The sequence below is a fragment of the Streptomyces sp. NPDC006463 genome, assembly GCF_042870715.1.
Lineage (GTDB): Bacteria > Actinomycetota > Actinomycetes > Streptomycetales > Streptomycetaceae > Streptomyces.
This window is the reverse complement of record NZ_JBIAHP010000001.1, coordinates 277,776-303,879: the sequence shown is the minus strand read 5'-3', so window position 1 is coordinate 303,879 and position 26,104 is coordinate 277,776. Positions and strand designations below refer to the sequence as shown.

At 72.2% G+C, this 26,104-nt stretch carries 24 protein-coding genes and 1 pseudogene; 16 read left to right on the top strand and 9 right to left on the bottom strand.

Features of this window, described 5'->3' with window-relative positions; all coding sequences use genetic code 11:
• The first annotated feature begins 61 nt into the window (after positions 1-61).
• Both ACFYOB_RS01500 and ACFYOB_RS01495 read left to right on the top strand, forming a co-directional pair.
• Entirely contained in the window at positions 62-643 is a 582-nt protein-coding gene (locus tag ACFYOB_RS01500) for a TetR family transcriptional regulator (RefSeq protein WP_388552908.1), read from the top strand.
• Between the two features lie 27 nt (positions 644-670).
• A pseudogene (locus tag ACFYOB_RS01495) lies at positions 671-760 on the top strand (hypothetical protein); the annotation flags it as partial.
• A gap of 443 nt (positions 761-1,203) precedes the next feature.
• On the opposite strand, the gene ACFYOB_RS01490 reads toward ACFYOB_RS01495, so the two are convergent.
• From ACFYOB_RS01490 to ACFYOB_RS01470, 5 genes are read right to left on the bottom strand one after another with little or no spacing between them, the layout of a single operon-like run.
• Positions 1,204-2,103 carry a phytanoyl-CoA dioxygenase family protein gene (locus ACFYOB_RS01490; RefSeq protein WP_388552906.1) on the bottom strand — a complete coding sequence of 300 codons (900 nt, stop codon included), beginning with the start codon at positions 2,101-2,103 and terminating at the stop codon, positions 1,204-1,206.
• 9 nt (positions 2,104-2,112) lie between these two features.
• Positions 2,113-2,961: a class I SAM-dependent methyltransferase gene (locus ACFYOB_RS01485; RefSeq protein WP_388552903.1), complete on the bottom strand. Its 849-nt coding sequence runs from the start codon at positions 2,959-2,961 to the stop codon at positions 2,113-2,115.
• Positions 2,958-3,701: a class I SAM-dependent DNA methyltransferase gene (locus ACFYOB_RS01480; RefSeq protein WP_388552900.1), complete on the bottom strand. Its 744-nt coding sequence runs from the start codon at positions 3,699-3,701 to the stop codon at positions 2,958-2,960. Before ACFYOB_RS01480 ends, ACFYOB_RS01485 begins: the two co-directional genes overlap by 4 nt.
• Positions 3,702-3,721: 20 nt before the next feature.
• The gene (locus tag ACFYOB_RS01475) at positions 3,722-4,897 is read right to left on the bottom strand and encodes a YcaO-like family protein (protein ID WP_388552898.1); all 1,176 of its coding nucleotides are present in this window, start codon (positions 4,895-4,897) and stop codon (positions 3,722-3,724) included.
• 24 nt (positions 4,898-4,921) lie between these two features.
• Positions 4,922-5,845 carry an aKG-HExxH-type peptide beta-hydroxylase gene (locus ACFYOB_RS01470; RefSeq protein ID WP_388552895.1) on the bottom strand — a complete coding sequence of 308 codons (924 nt, stop codon included), beginning with the start codon at positions 5,843-5,845 and terminating at the stop codon, positions 4,922-4,924.
• Positions 5,846-6,398: 553 nt separating this feature from the next.
• Here ACFYOB_RS01470 and ACFYOB_RS01465 point away from each other — a divergent pair.
• The 3 genes from ACFYOB_RS01465 to ACFYOB_RS01455 are packed head-to-tail and all read left to right on the top strand — an operon-like array spanning position 6,399 to position 9,059.
• Positions 6,399-7,541, top strand: coding sequence for a glycosyltransferase family 4 protein (locus ACFYOB_RS01465; protein WP_388552892.1), 1,143 nt, complete (start codon positions 6,399-6,401; stop codon positions 7,539-7,541).
• Positions 7,541-8,488 carry an NAD-dependent epimerase/dehydratase family protein gene (locus ACFYOB_RS01460; RefSeq protein WP_388552889.1) on the top strand — a complete coding sequence of 316 codons (948 nt, stop codon included), beginning with the start codon at positions 7,541-7,543 and terminating at the stop codon, positions 8,486-8,488. The genes ACFYOB_RS01465 and ACFYOB_RS01460 overlap by 1 nt, the downstream gene beginning before the upstream one ends.
• Entirely contained in the window at positions 8,481-9,059 is a 579-nt protein-coding gene (locus ACFYOB_RS01455) for a sulfotransferase family protein (protein WP_388552886.1), read from the top strand. The genes ACFYOB_RS01460 and ACFYOB_RS01455 overlap by 8 nt, the downstream gene beginning before the upstream one ends.
• Positions 9,060-9,114: 55 nt before the next feature.
• Here ACFYOB_RS01455 and ACFYOB_RS01450 read toward each other — a convergent pair whose 3' ends face one another.
• On the bottom strand, positions 9,115-10,425 hold the full coding sequence (locus tag ACFYOB_RS01450; RefSeq protein WP_388552883.1) for a phytase: 1,311 nt from the start codon (positions 10,423-10,425) through the stop codon (positions 9,115-9,117).
• A gap of 164 nt (positions 10,426-10,589) precedes the next feature.
• Here ACFYOB_RS01450 and ACFYOB_RS01445 point away from each other — a divergent pair, with 164 nt between their 5' ends.
• On the top strand, positions 10,590-11,618 hold the full coding sequence (locus tag ACFYOB_RS01445) for a hypothetical protein (RefSeq protein WP_388552880.1): 1,029 nt from the start codon (positions 10,590-10,592) through the stop codon (positions 11,616-11,618).
• 25 nt (positions 11,619-11,643) lie between these two features.
• Here the strand turns inward: ACFYOB_RS01445 and ACFYOB_RS01440 are convergent, their stop codons facing one another.
• Complete coding sequence (locus ACFYOB_RS01440) at positions 11,644-13,074, bottom strand: amidase (protein WP_388552877.1); 1,431 nt, start codon at positions 13,072-13,074, stop codon at positions 11,644-11,646.
• Between the two features lie 136 nt (positions 13,075-13,210).
• On the opposite strand from ACFYOB_RS01440, the gene ACFYOB_RS01435 reads away from it, so the two are divergent.
• The 8 genes from ACFYOB_RS01435 to ACFYOB_RS01400 all read left to right on the top strand — a co-directional run bounded on the left by ACFYOB_RS01435 (position 13,211) and on the right by ACFYOB_RS01400 (position 22,197).
• Positions 13,211-13,828, top strand: coding sequence for a TetR/AcrR family transcriptional regulator (locus ACFYOB_RS01435; protein WP_388552874.1), 618 nt, complete (start codon positions 13,211-13,213; stop codon positions 13,826-13,828).
• Positions 13,829-13,874: 46 nt separating this feature from the next.
• Entirely contained in the window at positions 13,875-14,525 is a 651-nt protein-coding gene (locus ACFYOB_RS01430; RefSeq protein WP_388552872.1) for an HAD family hydrolase, read from the top strand.
• Positions 14,526-14,613: 88 nt separating this feature from the next.
• A complete protein-coding gene (locus tag ACFYOB_RS01425; RefSeq protein ID WP_388552869.1) occupies positions 14,614-16,260 on the top strand; it encodes a LuxR C-terminal-related transcriptional regulator in 1,647 nt (548 codons plus the stop codon).
• A gap of 111 nt (positions 16,261-16,371) precedes the next feature.
• Positions 16,372-17,574: an NAD(P)/FAD-dependent oxidoreductase gene (locus ACFYOB_RS01420; RefSeq protein ID WP_388552866.1), complete on the top strand. Its 1,203-nt coding sequence runs from the start codon at positions 16,372-16,374 to the stop codon at positions 17,572-17,574.
• Between the two features lie 110 nt (positions 17,575-17,684).
• Positions 17,685-18,482: a crotonase/enoyl-CoA hydratase family protein gene (locus tag ACFYOB_RS01415; RefSeq protein ID WP_388553986.1), complete on the top strand. Its 798-nt coding sequence runs from the start codon at positions 17,685-17,687 to the stop codon at positions 18,480-18,482.
• Between the two features lie 147 nt (positions 18,483-18,629).
• Positions 18,630-19,988, top strand: coding sequence for a ricin-type beta-trefoil lectin domain protein (locus ACFYOB_RS01410; protein WP_388552863.1), 1,359 nt, complete (start codon positions 18,630-18,632; stop codon positions 19,986-19,988).
• Positions 19,989-20,165: 177 nt separating this feature from the next.
• Entirely contained in the window at positions 20,166-21,497 is a 1,332-nt protein-coding gene (locus ACFYOB_RS01405) for an erythromycin esterase family protein (RefSeq protein WP_388552860.1), read from the top strand.
• 106 nt (positions 21,498-21,603) lie between these two features.
• Positions 21,604-22,197 (top strand): MBL fold metallo-hydrolase, encoded by a 594-nt coding sequence (locus ACFYOB_RS01400; RefSeq protein ID WP_388552857.1) that lies wholly within the window; start codon positions 21,604-21,606, stop codon positions 22,195-22,197.
• A 77-nt stretch (positions 22,198-22,274) separates the two neighbouring features.
• Here ACFYOB_RS01400 and ACFYOB_RS01395 read toward each other — a convergent pair whose 3' ends face one another.
• Both ACFYOB_RS01395 and ACFYOB_RS01390 read right to left on the bottom strand, forming a co-directional pair.
• Positions 22,275-22,841 (bottom strand): HAAS signaling domain-containing protein, encoded by a 567-nt coding sequence (locus ACFYOB_RS01395; RefSeq protein ID WP_388552854.1) that lies wholly within the window; start codon positions 22,839-22,841, stop codon positions 22,275-22,277.
• Positions 22,838-23,209 carry a PadR family transcriptional regulator gene (locus ACFYOB_RS01390; RefSeq protein ID WP_388552851.1) on the bottom strand — a complete coding sequence of 124 codons (372 nt, stop codon included), beginning with the start codon at positions 23,207-23,209 and terminating at the stop codon, positions 22,838-22,840. Before ACFYOB_RS01390 ends, ACFYOB_RS01395 begins: the two co-directional genes overlap by 4 nt.
• A gap of 118 nt (positions 23,210-23,327) precedes the next feature.
• On the opposite strand from ACFYOB_RS01390, the gene ACFYOB_RS01385 reads away from it, so the two are divergent.
• Positions 23,328-23,789, top strand: coding sequence for a carboxypeptidase regulatory-like domain-containing protein (locus ACFYOB_RS01385; protein ID WP_388552848.1), 462 nt, complete (start codon positions 23,328-23,330; stop codon positions 23,787-23,789).
• Between the two features lie 233 nt (positions 23,790-24,022).
• Positions 24,023-26,089 carry a SpoIIE family protein phosphatase gene (locus ACFYOB_RS01380; protein ID WP_388552845.1) on the top strand — a complete coding sequence of 689 codons (2,067 nt, stop codon included), beginning with the start codon at positions 24,023-24,025 and terminating at the stop codon, positions 26,087-26,089.
• Positions 26,090-26,104: the final 15 nt, after the last annotated feature.

The window sequence follows — 26,104 nt, the reverse complement described above, 5'->3', positions numbered from 1 at the left end:
GCTTGCACCAACCTCCGGGGCGATGTCAATAACCAGATAGTTACTTGCTAGGGTGTGAGGCATGGCACGGGATTCCAGCGCGACCAAGGCCCGCCTGCTCGACGCGGCCTTCTCCGAGTTCGCCGCGTACGGCATCGCCGGTGCGCGGGTCGACCGCATCGCGGAGGCCGCGCAGGCGAACAAGCGGCTCATCTACGTCTACTACGGCAACAAGGAGCAGCTCTTCGACGCCGTGCTCCAGCAGGCCCTGGAGACCGGCTCGGAGTCCGTGCCGTTCGACGCCGACGACCTGCCCGGCTACGCGGGCGCCGTCTTCGACCATCTCGTCGAGCGGCCGTCGCTGATGCGGCTGGTGCTGTGGAAGCAGTTGGAGCGTCCGGGGAACACGGAGACGACGGCCGCGTCCTACCAGGGCAAGATCGCGGCAGTGCGGCGGGCGCAGCAGGCGGGGCGGATCGACGCCGGGATGGACGCCGCCGATGTGCTGACGCTGGTGATGGCCATGTCCCAGGCGTGGTTCGGCGCGGTGGGCGGTCCGGCGGCCGACGAGACCGGCACCGCCTGGGCCCCCGGGCAACTCGCCCGCCACCGGGTGGCAGTGGTGGAGTCCGTACGCCGGATCATCGCGCCGCCCACGGAGTAGAGCGCAGGCACGGCGGTCGACGCGGATGCGGCGGCGGTGGGGGCCGGGCCGGTCGGCCTGAGCGCCGCACTGCTGCTCGCCCGGGCGGGGCCGATTCGCTGCACCTGCTGGTCCTGACCTACGCCGGCCCGTGGCAGCTCGCCGACCTGCGGGTCGATGACCCTTGGCCGGACCCGGCGGGCGTGCACATGATCGGCGGGCCGCGCGGCCTTCTCGTGGTGCTGCACCGGCCGCACGGCCCGGGGGTGGACGGCGAGCGTCCGCGAATGCCACCCACCGGTGCCTGGCCGCACGTCACGGGAGCCGGCGGGGGCTGCTGATCGGCGACGCCGCCCGTGTCTGCAGCCCGGTCGGCGGTCAGGGACTCGACTTCGGCCTGCGCGCCGCGCCGACGCCCTGGATGTGCTCGCCCGCACCGACCTCGCCACCCGCGCCGTACGGAAGGCGAGCCTGCGCGGCGTCCTCACCAGCCCGGCCGGGCGCCGCCTGCTCGCCGAGGCGGTCGCCTGCCCGAGCCGGGCCGGATCCCGGCCTCTCCGGCCCTGGCCGGCGCGGCGGCGTCAATGGACCAGACGGGACAGCAGCCGGTCCGATCCGCGTGCGAATTGGCGCAGCCCGCCGAGGGTGAGGGCGGACCGCAGGGGCGCCAGGATCTGCAACGGGGTGCCGAGCAGGCGGGGGTTGCTGTACGGGACCCAGCCGGTGGCGCGCGGATGGTAGCGCGGCGGGCCGAAGCAGAGCCGTTTCGTGACCACCCAGCGGGTCTCCGGGCCGGTGTTGGGGCGGGTGGCATGCAGGTGGTCCCCGGCGAAGAGCAGCAGGTCGCCCGGGTCCAGCTCGATCTCCACCGGGTCACCGATCCACTGGTCGGGCAGCAGCCGCACGCCGTCGTGCCGCAGCGGGCGCCGGTAGGCGTCCGGCCAGATGGTCAGGCCGTTGTCCCGCCGTACCCGGCTGACGGCCATCCAGAGGTTGACCGAGTTGACGGCCGTGTTGAACCAGGAGTCCGTGTGCGCCTGGGCCGGGAGCAGGAAGCCGGTGTAGCCGCTCAGCTCCTGCTCCGTCGCCGAGGGGCCGCGCACGGCGGATCGCGGCGGCATGATCCGCACACCCAGGTGGTCGCTCACGTACAGCCGGCGTCCTTGCGGCGGCAGCGTCCGCGCGAAGCGGAGGAGCAGCCGCCGGGCGGCCGGGCGCACGCGCTGGTCCAGTTCGTCGCGCACCGCCCGGACCTCTCCGACGCCGGCGACGTGGTGCAGCTGCTCAAGGCCCCGCTCCTCCAGGTACCCGGCCGCGTCCGGTGAGACGGCGGACGAGACCGACTCCAGTGCCGCGCGGTGGACCTGTCCGACGGCGGCGAGCCGGTTCAGCCCGCCGCGGACCACGACCAGTCGGCCTTCCATCACCTGGTGCAGGCGCAGTTCGCCGAAGGCTGACTCGTGCAGGGTCGCCAGTGCCACGGTTCCTCCTCAGCGGGACGGCTTGGACGCGCGCAGCGAGAAGGACAGCGGCATGGCCGGCAGTCCGTCCGGCAGCCGCCACCACCCGTCCTCGTCCTCGGTCATGAACGGGAGCATCCGCCATGCCACGAACGGCCACTCGTGCAGGAACTCGACCCGCAGCCCGGCCGCCGCCAGGGCACTGACGACATCACCGAGCGAGTGCCCCCAGGCGTACTCCACACCGGGCAGCTCCGCCTCGGCGACCGCGATCGGGCTGCGGTACTCGAAGGCCAGCGGCTCGGCCTCGCCGAAGTAGGAGTACTTGAGCTTCAGTTCGGGCCGGTCGGCCTTGTTGTCGAGCATCCAGGCCGCCGGATGCGACTCGAAGACGTAGACGAAGCCGCCGGGCGCGGTGAAGTGCGCGGCGACCTCGGCCCAGCGGCGCAGGTCCGGCAGCCAGCCGAGCACCCCGTGCGAGGTGTAGACGATGTCGAAGGAGCCGTCGAGACGGGACGGGAGGTCGAGGACGTCCGCCTCCACGAAGACGGCCGAAGGGTCGACGTCGGCGGCCAGGGAACGGGCCGCGGCCACCCCCTCGGCGCAGAAATCCACGCCGGTCACCCGTGCTCCCAGACGGGCCCAGGAGAGGGTGTCCAGCCCGACGTGGCACTGTAGGTGCAGCAGCGAGCGGCCGCGCACCTCGCCGACCTCGGCACGTTCCAGGGCGCGCATCCGCGAGCCACCGGTCCGGAATCCGGCGAGATCGTACTGGGCGGAGGCGGCCTTCAACGGCGTCCAGTGCTGCCACATCTCGTGGTTGTTCCTGATGTACGCCTGGGGGTCGCGCGGCCCGCCCGGCGTGCCCGGAGCCGTCATGCCGGCAGCTCGTAGACGCTGATGTGCATGACGCTGCTGTCGTCGAAGGCCGCGCCGGACCAGCTGCCGTACCGCTCGCGCAACCGCAGGCCCGCGGCCGCCGCCATCAGGTCGAGCTCACCCGGGGCGGCGTAGCGGAAGGCCACCCGCACGTGCCGGAAGAGGCCCTTGTCGAGCACCAGGTAGTCGGAGACGTAGCGCTGGGAGGCGGGATGGACCCGGCGGGTCCGCAGCACCGGGTCGCCGTTCGCGCTCTGTACCGGCTGGGCGCCGGCGCCGGCCTTCGCCACGAGGGCCTCGGGCACGTGGGCGTCCAGCACGAACAGCCCGCCGGGCAACAGCCGCCCGGCCGCCCGGGCGAAGCAGCGCAGCTGGTCCTCCTGGGAGGTGAGTTCGAAGAAGGTGCCGCCCGCGACGTACACCACGGCGAACTCGCCCTCGTGCTCCACCTCGGCGAAGTCGCCGATGCTGATGCCGATCCGATCGCCACCCGGCTTGGCCCGGAGCTGCTCGACCATGCTCTTCGCGGCGTCGACGCCGTGTACCTGGTGCCCGCGCGCGGCCAGCGGCAGGGCCACCCGGCCCGTGCCTATGCCGAGTTCGAGCAGGGGGCCGGGCGGCACGCTCCGCGACAGCCGGTCCAGCAGGCCCACGGTGGCCTCCGTGGTGTCGGCGGACGGGGTGAACCAGGCGTCGTAGCGGTCGGCGAAGTCGTCGGCGTAGCGGGGCGCTGTCGTCATCGTGCTCCTCTGGGGGTGGGTCAGCCGAAGGGGTGCGGCGGGCATCCGGGGGCGGCCGCGGAGGGCAGCGGCCGAGTGCCGGGGGAGATGAGGCGGACGAGGGCCAGGTGCTCCTCCCGCAGTGCGGCAGGGGCCGTGTCCACGGCCAGGACGTCCTGGGCGGTGTGCTCGGCGAGCGCACGCACCGGGTCAGCGGGTGTCACGGGTGCCACTGGTGGTGTCCGCGGGGCGGTCGGCCGGTACCGCGTCCAGTAGGCCAGCGCGTCCTGGGCGCCGCGGTACGCCCACAGCGCGTGTTCGACGGCGGAGGCGGGCGGGCCCGTCGGCGCTGACCGGCGGCCTGCACGGCGGGCCGCCGCCGTGCCCATGCTCCAGCGCACCATCAGCGCCTCGTACGCGGCCCGTGCGAGCAGGTCCGGACGAGCGGTGGCCGGGCCGCAGCGGGCCCCGAACGTCTGCTCACGGCCGCCGGGGGTGTGCAGGCAGACGGCGACGACGACGCAGCCACCGGGCGCGGGCAGCGTCAGCGCGGTGGCGCGCAGACCGGCCCGCTCGCACACGCGGCCCACCGGCGGCGGGAGTTCGCCGAGGGCCTCGGCGGCGGTGGGCGGATGCTCGGCCGGGGCCTGCCAACTGCGGCGCAGCAGGTCGCGTTCCAGGATCTCCCAGGCCGCGTGCGCGATGGCCGCGGACCGGTCCGGGTGGGCCGCCAGGCCGGTGGAGCCCGCGCGTGCCGGGGCGGCGCAGCCCGCCGGCGGGCGGTGCTGGAGGAAGACAAGGGCGGCGGGGACCAGGGTCTCCTCGCCGGAGATCAGGGATCTGCCCGGGACCCACAGCTGGCGTGCGGTGCGCCCTTCGGGCCCGGACCACGGCGCCGGATCGAGTACGGGAGCCCGCTTTCGCAGCAGTTCGGCGTGGCTCGCGACGACGGCGGGGGACGCCTCGGCCGCGCGCCCCGCCAGGACGCTGCCCATCCGCTCCAGGAGCTCGCCCCGGGCCCGCACCGCGACCTCGTCGGCCCGGGTGCCCGCCGCGCTGCCGATCAGCACCCGGTCCCCGCCGGCGCTGGCGGTGGTGTCGAACAGCGGACTGCGGGCGGCGACCCGGCCGAACAGCAGCCGGGTCTCGCCGGGAAAGGGGGTGAAGACCTGCGGGGTCCAGGTGGCGGGTACGGCGCGGGCGGCGGGGGGTGGCACGGGCGTACTCCCGGGTGTGGTGGGTCAAGCGGCGGTGGGACGCAGCTGGGCGTCGCACTCCGCCAGGACGGCGAGGCCGTGCCGGGTGAGCGTCCCGGAGTGCTGCCGCAGCGTGCCGAGTGCCTGCCGTGCCCCGCCCGACAGGCGGTTCAGGCGTGCCGTCAGCGCCGGGACGTCCGCGCTCCCCCCCGGTTCCCCGTCCAGGAGGCGCCGGTACAACTCCGTGGTGCGGACTAGCACCACCGCCTGCTGGAAGAGGCCCGCGAGTGGGCGCGGATCCGCGCGCAGAGGAGTCCGTACGGGGGCGGCGGCACCGGCCGCGGCGGTGAGGAACGGGCTGCCGAGCTGCGCGGCGTTGCAGCGGGTGTGGGTGCCCTCGTGGACCAGTGCCTCGGCGAAGCGGACCGGGCCGGGCAGGCCGAGGGGGCTGCGGCCCAGCCGGGTGCGGTTGACATAGACGGCGCCGTGGGTGGCGAAGTCGGTGAACCCGTCGATCGCCGGCCCCTCCAGCAACGCCACCTGGGCCACGCAGACGCGCAGTTCGGCGAGCATCTCGGGCCAGGCGGAGCCGAGCCGGACCACGCTCCGGTCCAGCAGGTCGCGGTTCGCGCGCTGCCAGCGGATGGCCCGGGACCCACCTGTGGCCTCGGTGCCGGCGGGCCGCGCCGCCAGGGCCCGGGCCACCGACCAGGCGTGGTAGGGCGCCGGTTCGACAGGTTCCAACGGTTCGTGCGGTGCGCCGCTCAGCTTCTGCGGCAGGTCCGGTCCGCGTGTCTGCGGCAGGTCCGGTCCGCGTGCGGCCTGTACGGCGAACGCGGCGGCCACCGTCTCGGGGCCCGACCATGCCGGGGACCCGAGACCGGCCGCCGCCCAGATGCCCCGCGCGACCCGCCGGACGGTCTCCTCGTCCCGCGCGGCCTCGCACGCATCGGCTGCCACCCGCAGCACCGGCTCACCTCCACCTCTGGGATCGGACCTGGCATCGGGAACGGGGCTGCGGGCAGCCGATGGGGCAGGGTCAGTCCTGGTCCGGCACGTCGATCATCAGCGCGTATTCGGGGAGTTCCTCGGTGACCTGCTCGATCTCGATGGCTTCCTGCTCCATGCCGATCCTTCTCTCTCTCGTCGGATGCCTCACGGGGCACCAGCTGAGGCCCGGTCGAACGTAAGACGGATCGAGCAGCCGCGCCATACGGCGCCCGGCCCGGCGTCGCGGAAACCGGACGCCCGCCGTCCCCCGTGCGCCGGACCTCTGCCGCAGGCCGCGTAGCAGAGGCATCGCCTGCGCATCCCCCACCCGTCATGTGACACCAGCGACAGGAGGGAGCGATGTGACGACTGCGGCGCCCGGATCTGGCTGATATCCGTGCCGGGCCGGGCGGCCGCGCGCCGCCGTGCGCCCCGCGGTGCCACCGGCGGGACGGCAGGCACCGTTGTGACCGCAGGGGGCGGCGGGCAAGCATGGGCGATCCTCACTGCCACGTCCGGAGGCACCATCACCATGCGGATCGCCTATCTGCACAGCGGCAGCATCCCCTCCGTGTACGCCAACGGCGTGCACGTCATGCGGATGTGCGACGCCTTCACCGACGCCGGGCACGAGGTAGTGCTCTACGCCCTGGCCGGCACCGCTCCCGCCGACGACATCCACGCCTACTACGGCACGCGCAACCGCTTCGAGGTGCACACCGTGGCGCAGCCCGCGACACCGGGGCTCGGCATGTGGGTCCGTGCGCTGCGGGTCCGGACCGAGCTGTGCCGCCGCGGCGTGCCCGACGTCCTGTACGGGCGGGACCCGTACGCCCTGCTCGCCTGCTCGGACCTGGCCCCGCTGGCCTACGAGACACACCTGATGTGGCAGGACCGGGGGATTCGGGCGGTGGAGCGGCTCCTGCTGCGCAGGGCGAACCTGCGCCGGGTGGTGTTCGTGTCCCAGGCCCTCGCCGACGACTACCGCAAGAGCCATCCGGAGCTGGCGGCCCGGCGGCGGGTCGACCTGGTCACCGCTCACGACTGCGCCGACCCCGTGCCGGCCGACGGCCCGGTGGCCCGATTACCCGGCCGGGAGCAGGCCGTGCGGATCGGCTACATCGGCCACCTGTATCCCGGCCGGGGCACCGACGTCATCCTCGCCCTCGCGGGCAGGCTCCCCGAAGCCGACTTCCACCTGGTCGGCGGCACCGCGGAGGACCGCGCGCACTGGGAGAGCCGCTCCCGACTTCCCAACGTGTACTTCCACGGCCACCGGCCGCCTGCCGAACTGCCCCCGTACTACCGGGCGTTCGACATCGTGCTGGCCCCGTACCAGCGCCGTGCCTACTGCGCCGGAGGCATCGGCGAGATCAGCCGCTGGGTGTCACCGATGAAGCTGTTCGAGTACATGTCGTACGGCAAGGCGGTCATCGCCTCGGACCTGCCCGTCCTGCGGGAGGTCCTCGCCGACGGGGTCAACTGCCTTCTCTGCCCTCCCGATTCGGTCGCCGACTGGGAGCGGGCGGTGCGGCGGCTCACCGAAGACGCGGCCCTCCGCGAGGCCCTGGGCACCGAGGCCCGCAGGCAGTTGGAGGAGCGGTACACCTGGCGGGCCCGCGCGGACCGGGTGCTGCCCGCCGTACAAGCCCCCACCCGGGCGGGGAGCCGCTGATGCGGGCGGTGGTGACCGGTGCAGCGGGGTTCATCGGATCCCATCTGTGCGCGCACCTGCTGGCCGCCGGCGACACGGTCGTGGGGATCGACGCGCACACCGACTACTACGACCCGTCTCTCAAGGCGCGCAACCTGCGCGCACTGACGCCCCACCCGGCCTTCACCTCGCACCGCGCCGACCTGCTGGAGACCGACCTCGGCGCCCTCCTCGACCGGGCCGAAGTCATCTACCACCTGGCCGGGCAGCCGGGCGTCCGGCCCTCCTGGGGAGTCGAGTTCAGCCGCTACGCCCACCGCAACCTGCTCGCCACCCAGGCCCTGGCCGAGGCCGCCCGGGAGCTTCCCCTGCGCAAGTTCGTCTACGCGTCCAGCTCCTCCGTGTACGGTGACGCGCCGGCCTTCCCCACGCCTGAGACCGTGTGCCCCCGGCCCGTCTCCCCGTACGGGGTCACCAAGCTGGCCGCCGAGCACGTGTGCGAGCTGTACCGCACCGCGTACGGGCTGCCCAGCGTCTCGCTGCGGCTGTTCACCGTGTACGGCCCCCGGCAGCGACCCGACATGGCCTTCGCCCGCCTGATCGATGCCGCGCTGACCGGCGAGCCCTTCCCGCTGCACGGCGACGGCGAGCAGACCCGCGACTTCACCTACGTACAGGACGTGGTCACCGCCATGCGCGCCGCGGCCCACTCCGGCTTCACCGGCGTGGCCAACGTCGGCGGCGGCCGGCCCGTCTCGATGAAACAGGCCATCGCCACGGTCGAGCAGCTCGCCGGTCCGGTCACCGTCGACGCACGGCCGGGCGGTCCCGGTGAGGCGCGGCACACCGGGGCCGACATCACCCTCGCCGAGCGGGAGTTCGGCTACCGCCCCCGTACGGACCTGTACGACGGGCTGGCCGACATGGTCCGGTACGCGAGGACCTGGAGGCGCTGCCTCGATGACTGACCACCGACCCGCCCGGCCGAAGGTCTTCGGCCTCGGGCTCTCCCGCACCGGAACCCGTTCCCTCACCACCGCTCTGCACACCCTGGGTTTCGACGTCGCCCACTACCCTTGCGACCCCGGCACCTACCAGGCGCTGGTCGAGGGCAAGGCGCGCTTCCCGCTGCTCGCCGAACGCGACGGGATCACCGACATCACCGTCGCGCCCTACTACGAGGAGCTCGATCTCGCCTGGCCCGGAGCCAAGTTCATCCTGACGGTCCGCGAGGAGCAGAGCTGGCTGAGATCGTGCGCCCACCACTGGGAACGCCCCGTCACGAGCAAGGCCGAGCCGGACTCCCTCTACGTACGGCTCCAGCACTTCCTGCGGGCCGCCGTGTACGGGTGCCACGCGTTCGACGCCGACCGCTTCGCCCGGGTCCACCGACGGCACGTGGAGCAGGTGCGGCGCCACTTCGACGGCCGGGACGACGACCTGCTGGTACTCGACGTCGCGGGCGGGCAGGGTTACGAGCGCCTGGCCCCCTTCCTCGGCGTACCGGCCCCGGACGAGCCGTTCCCGGGTTCCCGGTGACCGGCGGCGGACGCCGGCGGTCACCGGTGCGGGGGCGGGGATCCGCCCTGGCCCGTCAGTCGCCGAGGGCTTCCAGGACCTTGCCGAGGTCCACGAACTTGAAGCCGGTGGCGGTGCGGTCCGTGGCCTGGGGCGTCTCGTGGCCGTCCTGGACGACGAGGAGGCCCTTCGGGTACTTGCTCCCGAGAGGGGCGCCCAGGGCCGCGGCGCCGTCACACTCCTCGGAGCCGTCCAGGGTGCGGGACGCTGTGACGCGGAAGCCGCCCTCGTACTCGTTGCCCTCGTCGCTCTCACGGTCGTAAGCCGCGAAGGTGTCGTCGCCCTGGCTCGACGCGAGCAGGTAGCCGTCGCCGTCGGGCTGCGTGATCAGGGTGAGCCCTTCGACGTCGGCCGTGAGCCGGCGGCCGCCGAAACCGGGGTCGGGCCCCGGCGTGCACTCCTCGGTCGCCTCGTCGTAGGTGCCGGGCCTTCCGTACTCGCGGACCTTGTCGACCAGTTGCGGGGCCGTCGTGAGGTCGGCCCGCAGGCGCCAGATGCCGATGTCCTCCTGGCCGGCGTAGAGCGTGCCGTCGGCCGGGTCGACCACCATGCCTTCGACCTGGGGCAGTTCACCGGGCTTCGCGCACGGGGACCAGGAAGCGCCGTTCGGCAGGCGGAAGGAGGAAGGCAGGTCGAGGGTGCGGACCTTGCGGTAGTCGACGGTGCCGGAGCCGGTGGCCACCAGTTCGAGCAGAGCGATGGTGGTGGTCTCACGCCGGCTGACGAGTGCGTAGGCGCGGCCGGTGGCCCGGTCGGTCCAGGTGGCGAGGCCGTAGGCCGTCCGCTGCTCGTTGACCTCGTGCTGGTCGGCGGAGAAGACCGGCCGGACCGCCGGGGCGGTGACGTCGGTGAGCGGGCCGCCGGGCCGGGCGGGGTCGATGCGGTAGAAGCGCAGCCGGTCGTTTCCGCGGTCGCTGGTCACGGCCAGGTCGGCGCGGCCCGTCGAAAGCCGCAGCCCGTGGATGATGTCCACATTGTTGAAGCGGCCGGGTGCGTCGCCGGGTGCGGGGCCGCTCGGCGCGGGCACGGACTGGATCTGCTGCGCGTCGAGGTCGTAGACCCGCAGCCCTCCCTCCTTGGCCGTGGCCACGACGAGGCTGCGGCCGGGGTCCGCCGCGTTGCGCCAGATCGCCGGGTCGTCGGCGTTCGCGTTGCCGCCGGCCTCGTCGTCGTACAGGGCGGCGGTCTCGGCCCGGGCGGTGACCGCCGGCAACGGGGCGGGCCCGGTCCGGGAGGTGTGGGCCTGCGCGGGCACGGTCGCGGCGAGCGCCGCGAGGGCGACGACGCCGGCGAGCACGCCCGGCCGTCGAATGCGGGAGAGGGGCACGAAGTGGCTCCTTCACGTCGGAACAGATCGTGACCACGTTCGGCACGGTTCGTAGCCGGTGCCCCATCCCGGGGTGGAGTTGACGTGAACTCTTCATCGGCTTGCAGGCGCGTCCGAACCGGTAAGCGGGAACCGCCCAGGACGCGGTCTTCGTCGTGTCGGTCGTGATTGACATTACCGACCTCACTGTCGAGCAGCTCGCCGAAGCCTGGCAGCGCATCCGTGACACGTTCCCCGCGCACGAAGTGGACCCCTACGTCCTGGACTGCGCCCGCAGGCTCTCCGCCGACCCGGGCGGGGAACAGGCCCACGTGTGGGTCTCCGGGCTGTTGGCGATGTCGGGCCACCTCGCCCGGCGTCCGGTGCGGGAGGCCGAGCGCGCCGCCCTCGACGCCCTGCGCGCCGCGGCGAAGGAGCTGGGCGGCCGGGCCTGCTCGCACGAAGACCACCCGTACGAGGCGGAGATGGACTCGATGGAGGACGAGATCTGGCTGGGTGACAACGGGCTGCTGACCGGCGAACTCCCGGCACAGGACGGCGACACCGACGCGGGCAAGGTGCTGTGCCCGGGCAACGTGGCGGGCTGGGCGCGCCTCGCCGTGGACGTGATCGCGCCGCTCACCGTCCGCCGGATCCCCGTGGGCGCGCCGACGCATCACCAGAGTTCCATCAACACCCTGTCCGGGATCGTGAACGACTACCCGTACTGCGATCCGTACGAGGTGCTGGTCGGCGAGGCCGACTGCCTTCCTGCCCGGCCGACCCGCGGAGTGCTCGCGGGCTACCTCGTGACCATGAACGCGACCTGCTGGTACGCGGCGTCGGAGAGGGTCACCGACCGCTCGGTACCGGCCGCGATGGTCAAGGGGGTCGAGGCCGCCGTCGCGCTGCTGGACGACGGTCCGTGCGCCCACGGCCCCGGTGAGCATCCCGATACCGCAGACCCGGACCACGCGAGCCAGGTCGGCTACCTGCTGCGCAGCCCGGGCGGCCGTGCCGAGATAGCCGAGTATCACGGGTGGGACGAGGAGGACGAGGACGAGGTCGACGACGGGGGCGACGGGGACGAGCCGCTGGACGCGTGGCTGTGTCCCGCATTCCTGCACGAGCTGGCGTCCGAGACGATCGACACCCTGACGCAGGCCCTGGCGGCTTTCGACGACGAGCCGGCGGAGAGCCAGGACGGCGCCTGACGCAGGGCGCGACCGGCGGGCGGGCTCATTGCGCCGGACCGGCCCCGCGCGGGTCGATCGGTGTGAGAACTCCGAGCCGGTCCTCGACCGCCTGGGCCGCGTCCAGGCACAGGTCCTCCCGAAAGGCACGCCCGACGATCTGCACTCCGCAGGGGAGCCCGTCGGCCGCACCCGTCGGCACGGCCACGGCGGGCACGCCCACGAAACTGGTCGCCGTACACAGCCGCATTCCCGAAGCGACCCGGTCCCGCCCCGCCCCGTCCCGCGACTCCAGCCCCGGCTCGACCGGCGGCTCGGTGAACGACGGGCCGAGCAGGAGCGGGTATTCGTGCAGGAATTCGGCCCACGAGCGGCGGATGTTCATCCAGGTGCCCATCAGCTTCATCAACTCGTCCGCGCTCGCGGGCGGGGTCCGCTCCATCGCCATCCCGATGTAGCGGTCCCCGCCTTCGCCCAGCAGCCCGCGCACCGCCGGCCAGGTCGGGGCGAACTCGGTCATCGTGATCCGGCCGTACGCGTCGAGCGCCTCGTCCAGCCTCGGTACGTCCGCCACCTCCCGCACGTCGTATCCGGCGGCACGAAGTGCCCCGGCCACGGCTTCGACGGCCGCGCGCACCGTGGAATGGACGCCGTGCCCACCCGGGTCCGCCACGACCGCGACCTTCACCGGGCCGGGGAGGGGTTCGCCGTACGCGGGCACCGGTACCGCCCGCGGGTCGCGCGGATCGGTCCCCGCCAGCACCTCGTACGCCAGCCTCAGATCGCCCACGGTCCTGGCCAACGGGCCGTCGGTGACCAGCATCTGGGACGCCGGGCCCGGGTCGTCCGGGCCGAGGACGCGGTGGTCGGCGGGGAACCGCCCGGTGGTCGGCTTCAGCCCCGCCACTCCGCAGAACTGGGCCGGGACGCGGATCGAGCCACCGGAGTCGTTGCCGAGGCCGAGCGCCGCCATGCCCGTGGCGACGGCCACCGCGTCGCCCCCGCTGGTGCCGCCCGGCGTCCGGGCGGGGTCCCACGGGTTGGCCGTGTCGCCGAACAGCTCGCTGCGCGTGTGCATCCCGGCCAGGATCAGGGTGGGTACGTTGCTGTGCCCGATCGCAATGGCCCCGGCGGCGCGCAGCCGGGCCACCGGGGGCGCGTCCGCCGCCGCGACCAGATCTCGGAAGCGCGCCACGCCGAACGTGGTCGCCGCGCCTTCGACCGCGGTGGTCTCCTTCACCGTGAACGGCACGCCCGCGAGCGGCCCCAGCACCTCGCCGGCGGCCCGCCTGCGGTCGGTATCCGCCGCCGCCCCGCGCGCCCGGTCCGCGAGGAGCTGCGTGACCGCGTTCACCCGCGGGTTGACCACGGCGATGCGCTCCAGGTGGCTGTCCACCAGTTCCACCGCCGATACCTCTCCGCTTCGTACGGCCTCCGCCTGCGCGGCAGCCGGCATCCGCCACAAACCCTCTTGCATGACTCGCACTCTCCCCACCTGGTCGTTCCGATGCGCTTGTATCGGAACAGTAGAACAATAGCCCGGGATCCGATGCGCACGCATCGAATAGAGTGAACTCACGACAGTCCGCGGTGGAACAGGGAGGCGACCGGGCATGCCCAGACAGGTGGACCACGAGGGCCGACGCCGACTCATCGCCGAGGCTGTCTGCCGTCTCGCCGACGAACGCGGGCTGGAGGGCGTGACCCTGCGCGACGTCGCCGCCCGCGCACAGGTGTCGATGGGCGCCGTCCAGCGGTGCTTCCGCACCAAGGAAGAGATGCTCGTGTTCGCCCTCGGATCCATCGGCGAACGGATCGGCGAGCGCGTACAGGCCCGCCTCGTCAGGAGCCCGGCCCAGTCGGCAGCCTCAGCCCTGGGCCACGCGGCCACCGAGATCTCACTGCTCGGGGAGGAGCACCGCGCCGAGGCCAGGGTCTGGCTGGCCTTCGTCGCGCAGGCGGCCGTGAGCAAGGCGCTCGCCGAGACGCTGAAGGCGAACTACGCGGCCCTGCAGGAAGCGTTCACCGGTCTCATCTCCGAAGCCTGCGAGGGCGCGGCCCGCACCGTCCCCCTCGACGCGGAGCGGGAGGCCCGCACCGTCCTCGCGCTCGCGGACGGCCTCACCGCCCACGTCCTCATCGGCCACCTCACCCCGCAGGAGGCCCAGGACGTCCTGCACGCGCACCTGAGTGGCCTCTGGGACCCGGCGACCGTCCCGCGCCCGACCTGAGGGACCTCGGTGGTGCGCTCCGCACGCGACCGCCTACGCTGCGGGGATGATCAAGCCCATAGAGCTGGTGATATTCGACTGCGACGGAGTGCTGGTCGACAGCGAGCGCATCGCCGCGCGCGTCCAGGTGGCCCTGGGAGCGGAACTCGGCTGGCCGATCACCGAGGACGAGGTCATCGACCGCTTCATCGGTCGTTCCAACGCGTCCGTCGCCGAGCAGGTGGCCGCCCGGCTCGGTCAGGAAGCAGCCGTGACCTGGACGGACCGGTTCGTGGAACTCCACCGCGAGGCGGTCGACGCGGAACTGTCGCCCGTGGAGGGGCTGCCCGGGGCACTCGACGCGATCACCCTGCCCACCTGCGTCGCTTCCAGCGGTTCGCACGACAAGATGCGCCACACCCTCGGACGGACCGGTCTCTACGAACGCTTCGCCGGCCGCATCTACAGTGCCACGGAGGTCGCGCACGGCAAGCCGGCCCCGGACCTCTTCCTGTACGCCGCCCGGCAGATGGGCGTCGACCCCGCTGCCTGCGTGGTGGTCGAGGACAGCCGCCCGGGAGTACAGGCCGCACGCGCTGCCGGAATGCGCGCCTTCGGCTACGCGGGCGGTCTGACCCCCGCGGAGCGGCTCGAGGGACCCGACACCACGGTCTTCCACGACATGAGCGAACTCCCCGGGCTGCTCACCGCGCGGTGACGCCCGGTGAAGGACCGGCCCGCGCGCTCCCCAGGAGCGTCGGTGTCTGTTCCCGGTGCGCTCTTCCGGGTGCTGGGAGACTGGTTCCATGAGGTCCACGAAGCCGGCCGCAGCGCCACGGTCCGCCGATGAGGCGGCTGCGGGGCACAGGTGGGGGGAGGTGTACGCGATCCTCTCGGAGGCCGACCGGAACGAGGCGCTCGGCCCGGAGGACCTGGAGCGGCTCGCGCTCGCCGCCCACCTGATCGGCAAGGATCCCGAGAGCGACGACCTGTGGACCAGGGCGCACCATGCGTGGCTGACCCGCGACGATGTGCCGCGGGCCGTGCGCTGCGTGTTCTGGCTGGGGCTGGATCTGGTCCTGAGCGGGGAGTGGGCCCGTGCCGCCGGGTGGACGGCGCGGGCCCGCAGGCTCCTCGCCGCCGGGCAGGCGGACGGCGTCGAGGAGGGGTACCTCCTGGCGTTGGAAGGGCTCCAGAGCTTCCTGGCGGGGGATACGGAGAACGCCGAGGCCGTCTCCGAGCGGGCGTTGACCCTCGCGACACGGTTCGGGGACCGGGACCTGACGAACTTCGCCATGGTCAGCGTCGGCGAGAGCCGGATCAGGCGCGGGCAGGTGGACGAGGGCGTACGGCTCCTCGACGAGGCCATGGTCGCGGTGACCGCGGGCGAGGTGTCCCCGATCGTGTCCGGGCTCGCGTACTGCGCGGTGATCGCGGCGTGCCACGAAGTCTTCGACCTGCGCCGGGCCCGGGAGTGGACGGCCGAGCTTTCCCGGTGGTGCGCGGCTCAGCAGGAACTCGTGCCGTACCGCGGCATCTGCCTGGCCCATCGCGTCGAGATCATGCGGCTGCACGGAGACTGGTCGGACGCCCTGGACGAGGCGGACCGCGCGGTCCGGTGGATGCGCTCGGCGTCGGCCGCGCAATCCGCAGACGCCGCTTACTACCAGCTCGGCGAGCTGCATCGGCTGCGCGGTGAACACGACCAGGCGGAGCGCGCCTACCGCGAGGCGAGCAGACTCGGGCACACCGCACAGCCGGGAGTCGCGCTGTCACTGCTCGCGGCGGGGGACACCGGGGCCGCCGAACGCGCGATCCGCACCGCACTCGACGCGGCCGACGACCGCACGTCGCGCTGCCGGCTCCTGCCGGCGTACGTGGAGGTCATGCTGGCCGCGGACAAGACCGGCGAGGCGCGAGCCGCCGCTGAGGAACTGGCCGCGGCCGCCGAGACCGTCGCCTCCCCCTTGCTGAAGGCCATCAGCGGCCGGACGACCGGCGCGGTGCTCCTGGCGTCCGGCGATGCCCGCACCGCCCAGGCGGTGCTCGGCCATGCGGTGGCGACGTTCAGGGACCTCGACGCGCCGTACGACGCCGCGCGGACGCGCCTGCTCATCGGGCTGTCCTGCCGGGAGACCGGTGACGAGATCACCGCACAGCTGGAGATCGAGGCCGCCAAGTCGGTCTTCCGGGAGTTGGGGGCCGCACCGGACCTGCTGCGCGCCGAGAAGCTCGCACTCAAGGCCACGACCAGGGCGGCGGCCCTGCTCACGCCCCGTGAGCTGGAGGTACTGCGCCATGTTGCCGTGGGGAAGTCGAACCGGGCCGTGGCGGACGACCTGTTCCTGAGCGAGAAGACCGTCGCCCGTCACCTCAGCAACATCTTCGTCAAGCTCGGAGTGTCGTCGCGTTCGGCGGCCACGGCCTACGCCCACGAGCACAGCCTCGTCTGATGCGTGGACAAAATGACCCACGTTCCGGAGTGGACGTTCTGGGGACGCGGTCGGCCGCGTCAGCTGCCTAACGTTTCACCGTACGGACCGACAGACCGGGCAGGTGACGTCATGTCGAACCAGATCTACGACGCCGTGGTCGTCGGGGCGCGCTGCGCCGGCGCGCCGACGGCGATGCTGCTGGCCCGCAAGGGCTACCGCGTGCTCCTGGCCGACCGGGCCACGTTCCCGAGTGACACGATCTCCACCCACCTCGTGCACCCGCCCGGCCTCGCCGCCCTGGACCGCTGGGGGCTGCTCACCGAGGTGGTCGCGACCGGCTGTCCGGCGATCGGCACCTACTCCTTCGACTTCGGACACTTCACCATCGAAGGCTCCCCGGCCGGCTGCGGGTTCCAGGCCGCGTACGCCCCGCGCCGTACGATCCTCGACAAGATCCTCGTCGATGCCGCCGACCGGTCCGGCGTGGAGGTGCGGGAGGGCTTCACCGTGGAGGACCTCGTGATCGAGGGCGACGCGGTGACGGGTGTCAGGGGCCACGGCGAGGGCGGCGGCAGGACCGTCACGGAGTACGGCCGCGTCGTCATCGGCGCGGACGGGATCCACTCACTCGTCGCGAGGACCGTGGGCGCCGTCCGGTACGCCGAGAAGCCGAAGCTCCAGTGCAGCTACTACTCGTACTGGACCGGGCTGCCGATGGACGGCCGGTTCGAGACCTACGTCCGGCCCGATCGGGCCTTCGCCGCGTGGCCCACCAACGACGGCCGGACCGTGGTCATCTGCGGGCTGCCGATGCGCGACTTCAAGGCCAACCGGTCGGACGTCGAGGGAGGCTACGCCGCCACCTTGGCGCTGGTTCCGGCGTTCGCCGAACGGGCCGCTTCGGCCACGCGCGTGGAACGCCTCGTCGGGACTGCGGTCCCGAATTTCTTCCGCAAGCCCTACGGCCCGGGCTGGGCACTGGTCGGCGACGCCGGATACCTCAAGGACTTCATCACCGCCCAGGGCATCCAGGACGCCTTCCGTGACGCGGAACTGTGTGCGCAGGCCCTCGATCAGACCTTCACCGGCAGGCGGACCTTCGACGCGGCCATGAAGGACTACCAGGAACGCCGGGACATGCAGGTCATGCCGATGTACGAGTTCACGGCCCAACTCGCGTCGCTGGACCCGCCGCCACCGCAGATGCAGCAGCTGCTCGGCGCGGTGTCGCGCAGCGGTCCGGCCATGGACGGGTTCGCCAGGGTGGCGGCGGGGGTCACCTCGGCCGCGGAGTTCTTCTCGGACGAAAGCCTCGAACACCTCCTGGTCTAGTGGAACTTCGACCGGGCCCGCGGCTGGCTAGGCTGCCGGTCATGACAACGGCCATGACCGGCGGTGCGACCGACGAACCCGCCCACCACGAGCCAGGAGACATCCACCCCATGGCATCCGAGCACGACACGACCTCCGAGCCCGTACGCGTCAGTCGTCAGGGTGCGGTGACGACGATCAGCCTGAACCGGCCCCACGTCCGCAACGCGGTGGACCGGACCACCGCGATGGCGCTGGCCGAGGCGTTCCGCGCCTTCGACGCCGACCCGGGAGCGGCCGTGGCCGTCCTCCACGGAGAGGGAGGGACCTTCTGCGCCGGTGCCGACCTGAAGGCCATCAGCGACGGAAAGGGCAACCGGGTCGCCGCGGACGGCGACGGCCCCATGGGCGTCTCCCGGATGCGGCTCTCCAAGCCGGTCATCGCCGCCGTCAGCGGACACGCGGTTGCCGGCGGTCTGGAACTGGCGCTCTGGGCCGACCTCCGGGTGGCCGACGAGAGCGCGGTGTTCGGAGTGTTCTGCCGCCGTTGGGGTGTGCCGCTGATCGACGGCGGAACCGTACGGCTGCCCCGCCTGATCGGCACGAGCAGGGCGATGGAGATGATCCTCACCGGCAGGGCGGTCGATGCCGCCGAGGCCCTGCACATCGGCCTCGCCAACCGCGTGGTCCCCGTCGGAGAGGCGTTGGAGAAGGCCCGGGAACTCGCGGCGCACCTGGCTCAGTTCCCGCAGACCTGTATGCGCCACGACCGTATGTCGGTCCTCGAACAGGAAGGCCTCGACGAGAGCACCGCCCTTGCCATCGAATTCGGGCACGGCACCGTCTCGCTCGCCGCCGAAGCCGTGACCGGGGCGGCCCGGTTCGCTTCCGGAGCCGGACGCCACGGCCTCGGCAGCGGGCCCGCCTGACAGGGGTGAGGCCCAGGTGGTCGCCAACTGGGCTGGCCACGTGGGCCTTTGGTGCGTTGTCCTATCATCGATCCGATTTCCGCCCGCCCGTGCCAGCGCAGGCAGGCGGGAAGAGAATCTCGATGAGAGGGCAACGAGCACTTGCGATTGACAGGCAAGCACCGGATATCCATCGTCGCGGCGGCGGCCGCGGCGGCGATCGTGGGAAGTCTGCAACTCCCCTCAAGCGCGTTCGGCACCGAGGACACCGGGAGCGCGGAGAACACCGCGCCCGACGCAGCGGGTTCGGAGTCGGCGCCGCCGGCCGCGGAGGCGCCCGACGCCCACACGGAGGCACCCGACTCGCACGCGGAGGACTCCGCCGCCCAGAGCAGCGACACCACGGCCTTCAAGGACGGCGTCATGTCGCTCGGCGCACCGGCGTCCCGGCCCGCGGCCAGGTCGGCCGCGGCCGCCGCGCCCGCACCGCCCCAGGGTGAAGGGTGGAAGCTGAGCGGCGCGACCAAGTGGCTGCAGACCGGCTACAAGATCAAGTTCTACGACCAGAAGTCCGCGGACTGGCTGGCCCCGTACGTGCAGGCATCCGCCGCGGACCTGCGGCGCATCACGAACCTGCCGGTCTCCGTCGACACCGAGCCGGTCGGCTGGGACTACGTCAGGCCCAGGGGCGAAGTGGTCATCGGGGTCCTGCACCGCCCGTGCGTCCCACCCGCCGGGGAAGGCAGCATGGGCAGTACCGGCTGGAAGGTGGTGCGCGACGGATCGGGCAGCGCGAACCTCAGCTGCGGCTTCACCGCGTCTTCGCTGGCCGACACCGTGACCAGCGGACACGCCTACATCGACGACGAGTTCTTCACCCCGGCCGGCAAGCCGACGGCCGCCATGGGCGAGACGTACATGCGCAACCACATCAGCCACGAACTCGGACACACGCTGGGCCTGACGCACGCCAATCGCAGCCTGACCAAGAGCGACTGCGTCAAGGGCACCGACTCCGGCCAGTTCCCGGTCATGTGCTCACCCACGTACGCCTACCAGGACAAGCGCGCGGGCACCTACGTCCAGCAGTTCGACGTGCAAGGCCTGCGCCTCCTCGCCGCCGGCGGCGGCGCCGCGCTGTCCCCGCAGGGCAAGGTGAGCGGCCTCGGCGGCAAGTGCCTCGACGTCAAGGGCGGAAAGGCGGCCAACGGCACGCAGATCCAGCTCTACACGTGCAACGGCTCCGCGGCGCAGTCGTGGATACTGGGCAAGGACGGTACGTTCCGCGCGTTCGGCAAGTGCCTGGACAACGCGCGCAACGCGAGCACCAACGGCAACAAGATCAGCCTCTACGACTGCAACGGCACCGCGGCGCAGCGCTGGTCCGTCAACGCCAAGGGTCAGATCGTCCACGTGGCCTCCGGCAAGGTCCTCGACGTGACCGGCGGCGCGACCGCCAACGGCACGGTGGTCCAGCTCTACACGGCGAACACCAACAAGCGCCAGGTCTGGGTCACCCCGAAGTAGCCGGCCCACCCCCGTGCGCCGTACCAGGGCGGTACGGCGCACGGGGCAGGGCCACGCCCGCCGTGCCTGCGCAGCCGCCCCGGCGGCCAACTGCCGCTGGGGCGGTGGGGACAGCTCCAGTTCCGGGCTGGGGCTGGGCCCATGGCGGCCGTCCCGCTCGGCGGGAAGTCTTGGATCATGAAACGAAACAAGACAACCCTGTCCGTACTGCTCCTCTCCCTCGGTGCGCTGGTCGCCGCCGCGCCCGCCTCCTCCGCACAGTCGCCGGTACCTGCCCTGGAACGCGACGCACACCCTCTGCGCACCGCAGACCCCCGGGCGAACCTGGACGATCTGCGCCCGGTCGGCCGCATGGTGGAGGACGCCCGGGTGGTGGGTCTGGGTGAGGCCACCCACAGTTCGCACGAATTCCTCACCATGAAGCACCGGGTCTTCCGCTACCTCGTCGAGGAGAAGGGCTTCCGCACCTTCGCCCTGGAGGGGAGCTGGAGCACCGGACTGCGGCTCAACGACTACGTGCTGCGCGGCGAGGGCGATCCGGAGCGGATCATGCACGAGGAGTTCCAGAGCAGCTACGTCTTCTGGAACAGCGCCGAATACCTGAACCTGCTGCGATGGATGCGCGGTTACAACCTCCGGCATCCGCACGACCCGGTGCAGTTCATGGGCGACGACTTCGGGTACGCCGGTCCGGAGCTCTACGACAAGGTGACCGGGTACGTGGCCCAGGCCCACCCGGCGCTGATGGCGCGCTTCAGCGAGCTGTACCGCGGCCTGCGGCCCGCGACCACCCCCGAAGCCCACATGACGGAGTATTCCGGGCGGCCGCTCGCCGAACGCAAGGAGATCGCCGACAGGACCGGGCGCGCACTGGAACTGCTCAAGCGGCAGGGTCCCGGCGCGGGGACGGACACCGAGGCGTACGACTGGGCGGTGCAGCACGCCACCGCCATCGACCAGACGGCCAGGGGATACGCCTTCGACTTCGACGACCAGCAGCAGGGCGCGCAGGCCATGAGCTACCGGGACGCGATCATGGCGGACAACGTGGACTGGTGGCAGAAACACACCGGGAACAAGGTGGTGCTGGCGGCCCACAACGGGCACGTCGGCCTGCGGACCCACGATCCGGAGCACTATCCCAAGGTGCAAGGGAGCTATCTGCGCGACAAGTTGGGCAAGAACTATGTGAGCATCGGCTCCACCTTCGACCAGGGCTCGTTCAACGCCGTCGCGGACGACGGTCAGCTGAAGGGCTTCAGCGTGGGGCCCGCGAAACCCGGCAGCAACGAGCACACCTTGGACAAGGTGCGCCACCGCGACTACGTCCTGGACCTGCGTACCGCCCCGCCCGCGGCCCGTACCTGGCTGGCCTCGGCCCGTCCCGTCAGGAGTATCGGCGGGGCCTATCCGGGGCCCTACGGGCCGGAGGCCGACATCGCACTCGCGCGGTCGTACGACATCGTCATCCATCTTCACCGGGTCAGCGCCGCTCGCCTGCTGCCGTAGGCGAGGGTTGCGGCGTGGCACTTGGTACGTGGCAGTGGCACGAAACCCGCGATCGTAGGCAGGGAAGCCACTCGTGGCCGGCGGGCCGTGGCGCGAAGCTGGAGCCATGACAGACAAGCCCCTCGGCCGCAGCGCCGTGTACACCGTCCTGACCACCGGCTACACCACCTCCACCGGACCGGGGGTCGCCGCCACCGTCTCGTACGTGTCCGACGGCGACCGGCACGTGATCGTGGACCCGGGCATGGTGGCCCACCGTGACCGCATCCTCGGCCCGCTCGCGGAACTGGGCCTGGGACCGGACGACATCACCGATGTCGTGCTCAGCCACCACCACCCCGACAACACCATGAACGTGGGCCTGTTCCCCGAAGCGTGGGTCCATGACCACAAGGCGGAGTACCGGAACGACCAGTGGACCGACCGGGACGCCGAGGGTCATCAGCTCACCGGATCCCTGCGTCTGATCCGAACTCCGGGCCACAGCCCCGAGGACATCACCCTCCTCGCCGGCACCGCCGACGGCGTGGTCGCCTTCGCCGGTGACCTCTGGTGGCGCCCGGACGGCCCGGCCGAAGACCCGGTGGCCCCGGACCGGGACGACCTGCGCACCTCCCGCCTCCGTGTCGTGGCGGCGGCCGACGTGATCGTCCCGGGCCACGGGGCCGCCTTCCCGGCGGGGGAGGGGGTGCCGCTCTAGGTTCGATACGCGCTCCGGGCCGCCCTCGCTCCTGGCCGTCGGCCATCGCCGCATCGCATCCCAAGGGCCCTACGGCGTCAGGCGAGCCGGCGTCGGGCCGCCTTGAGCAGGCGGCCGGCGATGACCGCCGGGACGACCGCCATGGCGACGAGGAGCAGCAACACTTCGGCGGGGCCCAGGTTCCCCGGTGAGACGATGCCCAGCAGCCGCAGGACGCAGGCTGCGGGCAGCAGCGCCGTGGCCGCCGTCGCGACCTGCTTCTCCCCTGTGGTCCAGTACCGCGCCCTCCACAGCAGCGTCAGGCCGACGAGCCACAGCAGGGCGGCCACTGGGGCGGCGGCGACCCACAGCAAGGCACTCGCGGTCAGCGGAACGACGGCGGCGACGGGCCGGCCGAAGCCCCGCGGGGGCGTCGACGGTTCCTCGTGCAGGGCGGTCGCCACGATGGTCCGCGGGTCGCCGAGCTGTTCCAGCAGGGCCCGTAGCGTGTCGGCGTCGTGCGCGGAGCCTTCGGCAGTGGACACGGCGATGTGCTCGACCAGGTCCGCCAGCAGCTCGTTCCTGCGATCCGCCGGGAGTGCTGCCGCCTCGCGTTCCACCGTGGCCAGGTACTGCCGGACGAGCGGATGATCCTCTGCCTTCATGACTGCTCTCCAGGGGTGTTCGCGAGGAAGTGGTCGACGGCGTTGCGGAAGTCCGGCCAGGCGGCCGTGAACTCCGCCAGCGCGGATCGTCCGGACTCCGTCAGCGCGTAGTAGCGGCGCGGCGGTCCGCTGGGCGATTCCTGCCAGGTGGTCTCGACGAGCTCCTCCCGGCGCAGGCGCGACAGCAGGGGGTAGATCGTGCCCTGGCTGGTGGCCATGACCTCCACGGCCCCGAGCTCCCGCAGCAGTTCCACTCCGTACAACGGGCCGTTGCGCAGCAACGCCAGGACGCAGTACTCGATGACGCCCTTGCGGAGCTGGCTCGCGGCCTTCCCGGGGTCCCGCTTGCTTGCATCGTCGGGTTCCATGCAAAGCATGGTAGCTGAGAGCGGACGCCCGGGACGGTCGCGGCACTGGCGGCAACTGGCGGCATCGGTAGGGCTCGGACAGACTGGTTGGGGGTGTCAGGGGCGGGAGGAGACTCCGATGTTCGGACATGTGCGATCAATCCACGACAATGATCCGATCCTCATGATCAAGGTCAGCGTCTATCGCGGTGATCTGACGTCCATTGATCACGTCTTCACCAACGACGAGGGCCGATACGACGTGGAAGTTCCCGCGGGCGCGACGGTCACCGTGCGGTTCGACACGCATCACTCGCTCAACAACGCTGAGGAATGGCAGCCGTCGGTCGTCGCGAACGTCGTTGCCAGCGACGACACCCCCTTGGACCGGTACCTGGTTCGACGAGGTCATGATTCCGACGCGGTGTCGGCCATGGACGCGCTGAGCGGATATCTGATCGCCGCGGCGTCGAGTGACGTCGAGGGGGACGCGCAGTACGCGGGTACGGCGGTGAAGCGCCTTTCGACGCTCAAACAGCACACCCGGGTGCTCCAGGACCTTCAGCAAAAGCTCCTCGACCACTTCGGCGAGCAGACGTAGCGGGCACACTTGACTGATCGCCAGGAGTGCCGCCGTGGGACCCGTGGACACACCGTCCGCGCACGGCGGCTTCCCTTTCCTGCCGGCCTTCGGCCTCCGGCACCCCTGGCGAAGCGGGGTCGTCGAATGCGGCCGGGAGGCGCCGCCGCGCCGGACGGCAGACGATGGACTCGTGGGGACGCGGATCCCCGAAGGCAGGGCCAGGGCGGCACGGCGTTGGGTGCAGGTGCCACATGAACGAGCACATCCCGGTCGACGAGCTGATCAGCGGCGCGGCGCAGGCCGCCGGCGGTTGGCTGGGTGCGTTGCCGGTCGCACTGGTGGCCACCAGCGCCGACGGGACGATCGTGCGCTGGAACCAGGTCGCGCAGGAGCTGCTGGGCTACGCCCCACCGCAGATGCTGGGGCGCAACATCGCCGACCTGGTTCATCCAGGAGCTGATCGCAGCCTCGGGCGCTCACTGTGGGAGGCCGCCGCCTCCGGTCGGGGCGTCATGGGCACGGTGACCGCCTGGCACCGCGACGGGCACCCGCTGGAGCTGGAGATCTGGGCCTCTCCGGTGTCCGACCGCCGGCACGACGCGGCCACGGTGCTGGTCTTCGCCGCCGATGCCCACGCGGCCCGCCGCATCCGGGGGTCGTCGGCGGTATGGGACGGCCTGTTCGCCCGCTCACCCGTCGGCATCGCCGTCCTCGACACGCAGCTGCGGTTCCTGCAGGTCAATGCCGCGCTCGAAGCGATGAACGGGCTGCCCGAGTCGGCGCACGTGGGCCGCCGCCTGGCCGAGATCCTCCCTGAGGTCAACGCCCTGGAGATGGAGGAGGCGATGCGGCAGGTCATGGAGACCGGGGAGCCGGTTCTGGACCGCCGCCGCGTCGGACGGACGCCGACCGCATCCGACCGCGACCGGGTGTGGTCGTGCTCCTACGTGCGGGTGGAGGATCCGGCCGGCATGCCGATCGGCGTCATCGCCTCGCTCGTCGACATCACCGAGCAGCAGCGCGACCACGAGGAAGCCGAAGCCGGCCGGCGCAGGCTCGCCCTGCTCAACGAGGCCAGCATGCGCGTCGGCTCCAGCCTGGATCTGGAGCGCACCGCGCAGGAACTCGCCGACCTGGCCGTGCCGCGCCTCGCCGACACCGTCACCGTGGACGTACTGGACGCCCTCGCCCGCGGTGACGAGCCCGGTACGGGGCTGGCCGGCGGGGTCGTCCTGCGGAGGCTGGGCAAGGCTCCGCTGTCCGGATCCATGGTGACCGATGTCCTCGCCCGGCTCGGCGGGACGCTCGTCTTTCCCGCGGCCGCCCCCTACACCAAGGCCCTCGCGGGCCGGCACCCCTTCCTGATCGCCCGCCTCGACGAACAGGCCGTGGCCCCTGCCGCCCCTCACTCGGCCAAACCCGCGGAACTGCTCGCCGTAGGCGTGCACTCGTTCCTCATGGCCCCCCTCGTGGCGCGGGAGTCGGTGCTCGGCATCGCCACCTTCTACCGCACCCGCCCAAGCGAACCCTTCGGTTCCGAAGACGTCACCCTCGCCGCCGAACTCGCCGCACGCGCCGCGCTCAGCATGGACAACGCGCGGCTCTACCGCCGTGAGCACGAGACCGCGGTGATCCTCCAGCGCAGCATGCTCCCCCAGCACATCTCCCCGCCCCCCGGCATCGAGGTCAGTCACCGCTACCTGCCCGCGAGTGACGTCAACGAGGTCGGCGGGGACTGGTACGACGTCCTGCCCCTGACGGGCGGCAGGGCAGGCCTGATCATCGGCGACGTCATGGGGCACGGCATCGCCGCGGGCGCGGTCATGGGCCGGCTGTCCGCCTCCGTACGGGCGCTGGCGCGCCTGGACCTCTCGCCCGTCCGGCTGCTGCACCAGCTGGAAGCCGCGCTCAGCGACCTCGCCGAGCCGATGCTGGCCACGCTCCTGTACGTCGTCTGCGATCCGGCCACCGGACACTGCACCGTCACCAGGGCCGGACATCCGCCGCCCGTACTCGCACTGCCCGACGGAACGGTCCGGCTCGTGGACACCCCGCCCGGCGTGCCCCTCGGGGTCGGGGGCGTCGCCTTCACCCCCACCGAGTTCGACGTGCCCGCCGGCGGTGTTCTCGTGCTCTACACCGACGGACTGATCGAAGCCCGCGGACACGACCTCGACGAGCGGCTGGCCGAGCTGATGAGGCTGCTCGCGGACCGTCAGAAGCAGCTGGACCATGTGTGCGACTCGCTGATCACCCACCTCGTTCCGGCGGCTGCGGACGACGACATCGCGCTCATGGTGGCGCGCATCGGCCACTGACGAGCGACGTTGCAT

Bases quoted from the DNA above. Each gene is read 5' to 3' on its own strand.
- ACFYOB_RS01485 (WP_388552903.1), bottom strand. From the start codon at position 2,961: ATGACGGCTCCGGGCACGCCGGGCGGGCCGCGCGACCCCCAGGCGTAC.
- ACFYOB_RS01425 (WP_388552869.1), top strand. From the start codon at position 14,614: ATGAGGTCCACGAAGCCGGCCGCAGCGCCACGGTCCGCCGATGAGGCG.
- ACFYOB_RS01500 (WP_388552908.1), top strand. From the start codon at position 62: ATGGCACGGGATTCCAGCGCGACCAAGGCCCGCCTGCTCGACGCGGCC.
- ACFYOB_RS01440 (WP_388552877.1), bottom strand. From the start codon at position 13,074: ATGCAAGAGGGTTTGTGGCGGATGCCGGCTGCCGCGCAGGCGGAGGCC.
- ACFYOB_RS01390 (WP_388552851.1), bottom strand. From the start codon at position 23,209: ATGGAACCCGACGATGCAAGCAAGCGGGACCCCGGGAAGGCCGCGAGC.
- ACFYOB_RS01435 (WP_388552874.1), top strand. From the start codon at position 13,211: ATGCCCAGACAGGTGGACCACGAGGGCCGACGCCGACTCATCGCCGAG.
- ACFYOB_RS01430 (WP_388552872.1), top strand. From the start codon at position 13,875: ATGATCAAGCCCATAGAGCTGGTGATATTCGACTGCGACGGAGTGCTG.
- ACFYOB_RS01465 (WP_388552892.1), top strand. From the start codon at position 6,399: ATGCGGATCGCCTATCTGCACAGCGGCAGCATCCCCTCCGTGTACGCC.
- ACFYOB_RS01400 (WP_388552857.1), top strand. From the start codon at position 21,604: ATGACAGACAAGCCCCTCGGCCGCAGCGCCGTGTACACCGTCCTGACC.
- ACFYOB_RS01420 (WP_388552866.1), top strand. From the start codon at position 16,372: ATGTCGAACCAGATCTACGACGCCGTGGTCGTCGGGGCGCGCTGCGCC.
- ACFYOB_RS01405 (WP_388552860.1), top strand. From the start codon at position 20,166: ATGAAACGAAACAAGACAACCCTGTCCGTACTGCTCCTCTCCCTCGGT.
- ACFYOB_RS01455 (WP_388552886.1), top strand. From the start codon at position 8,481: ATGACTGACCACCGACCCGCCCGGCCGAAGGTCTTCGGCCTCGGGCTC.
- ACFYOB_RS01385 (WP_388552848.1), top strand. From the start codon at position 23,328: ATGTTCGGACATGTGCGATCAATCCACGACAATGATCCGATCCTCATG.
- ACFYOB_RS01480 (WP_388552900.1), bottom strand. From the start codon at position 3,701: ATGACGACAGCGCCCCGCTACGCCGACGACTTCGCCGACCGCTACGAC.
- ACFYOB_RS01415 (WP_388553986.1), top strand. From the start codon at position 17,685: ATGGCATCCGAGCACGACACGACCTCCGAGCCCGTACGCGTCAGTCGT.
- ACFYOB_RS01395 (WP_388552854.1), bottom strand. From the start codon at position 22,841: ATGAAGGCAGAGGATCATCCGCTCGTCCGGCAGTACCTGGCCACGGTG.
- ACFYOB_RS01380 (WP_388552845.1), top strand. From the start codon at position 24,023: ATGAACGAGCACATCCCGGTCGACGAGCTGATCAGCGGCGCGGCGCAG.
- ACFYOB_RS01460 (WP_388552889.1), top strand. From the start codon at position 7,541: ATGCGGGCGGTGGTGACCGGTGCAGCGGGGTTCATCGGATCCCATCTG.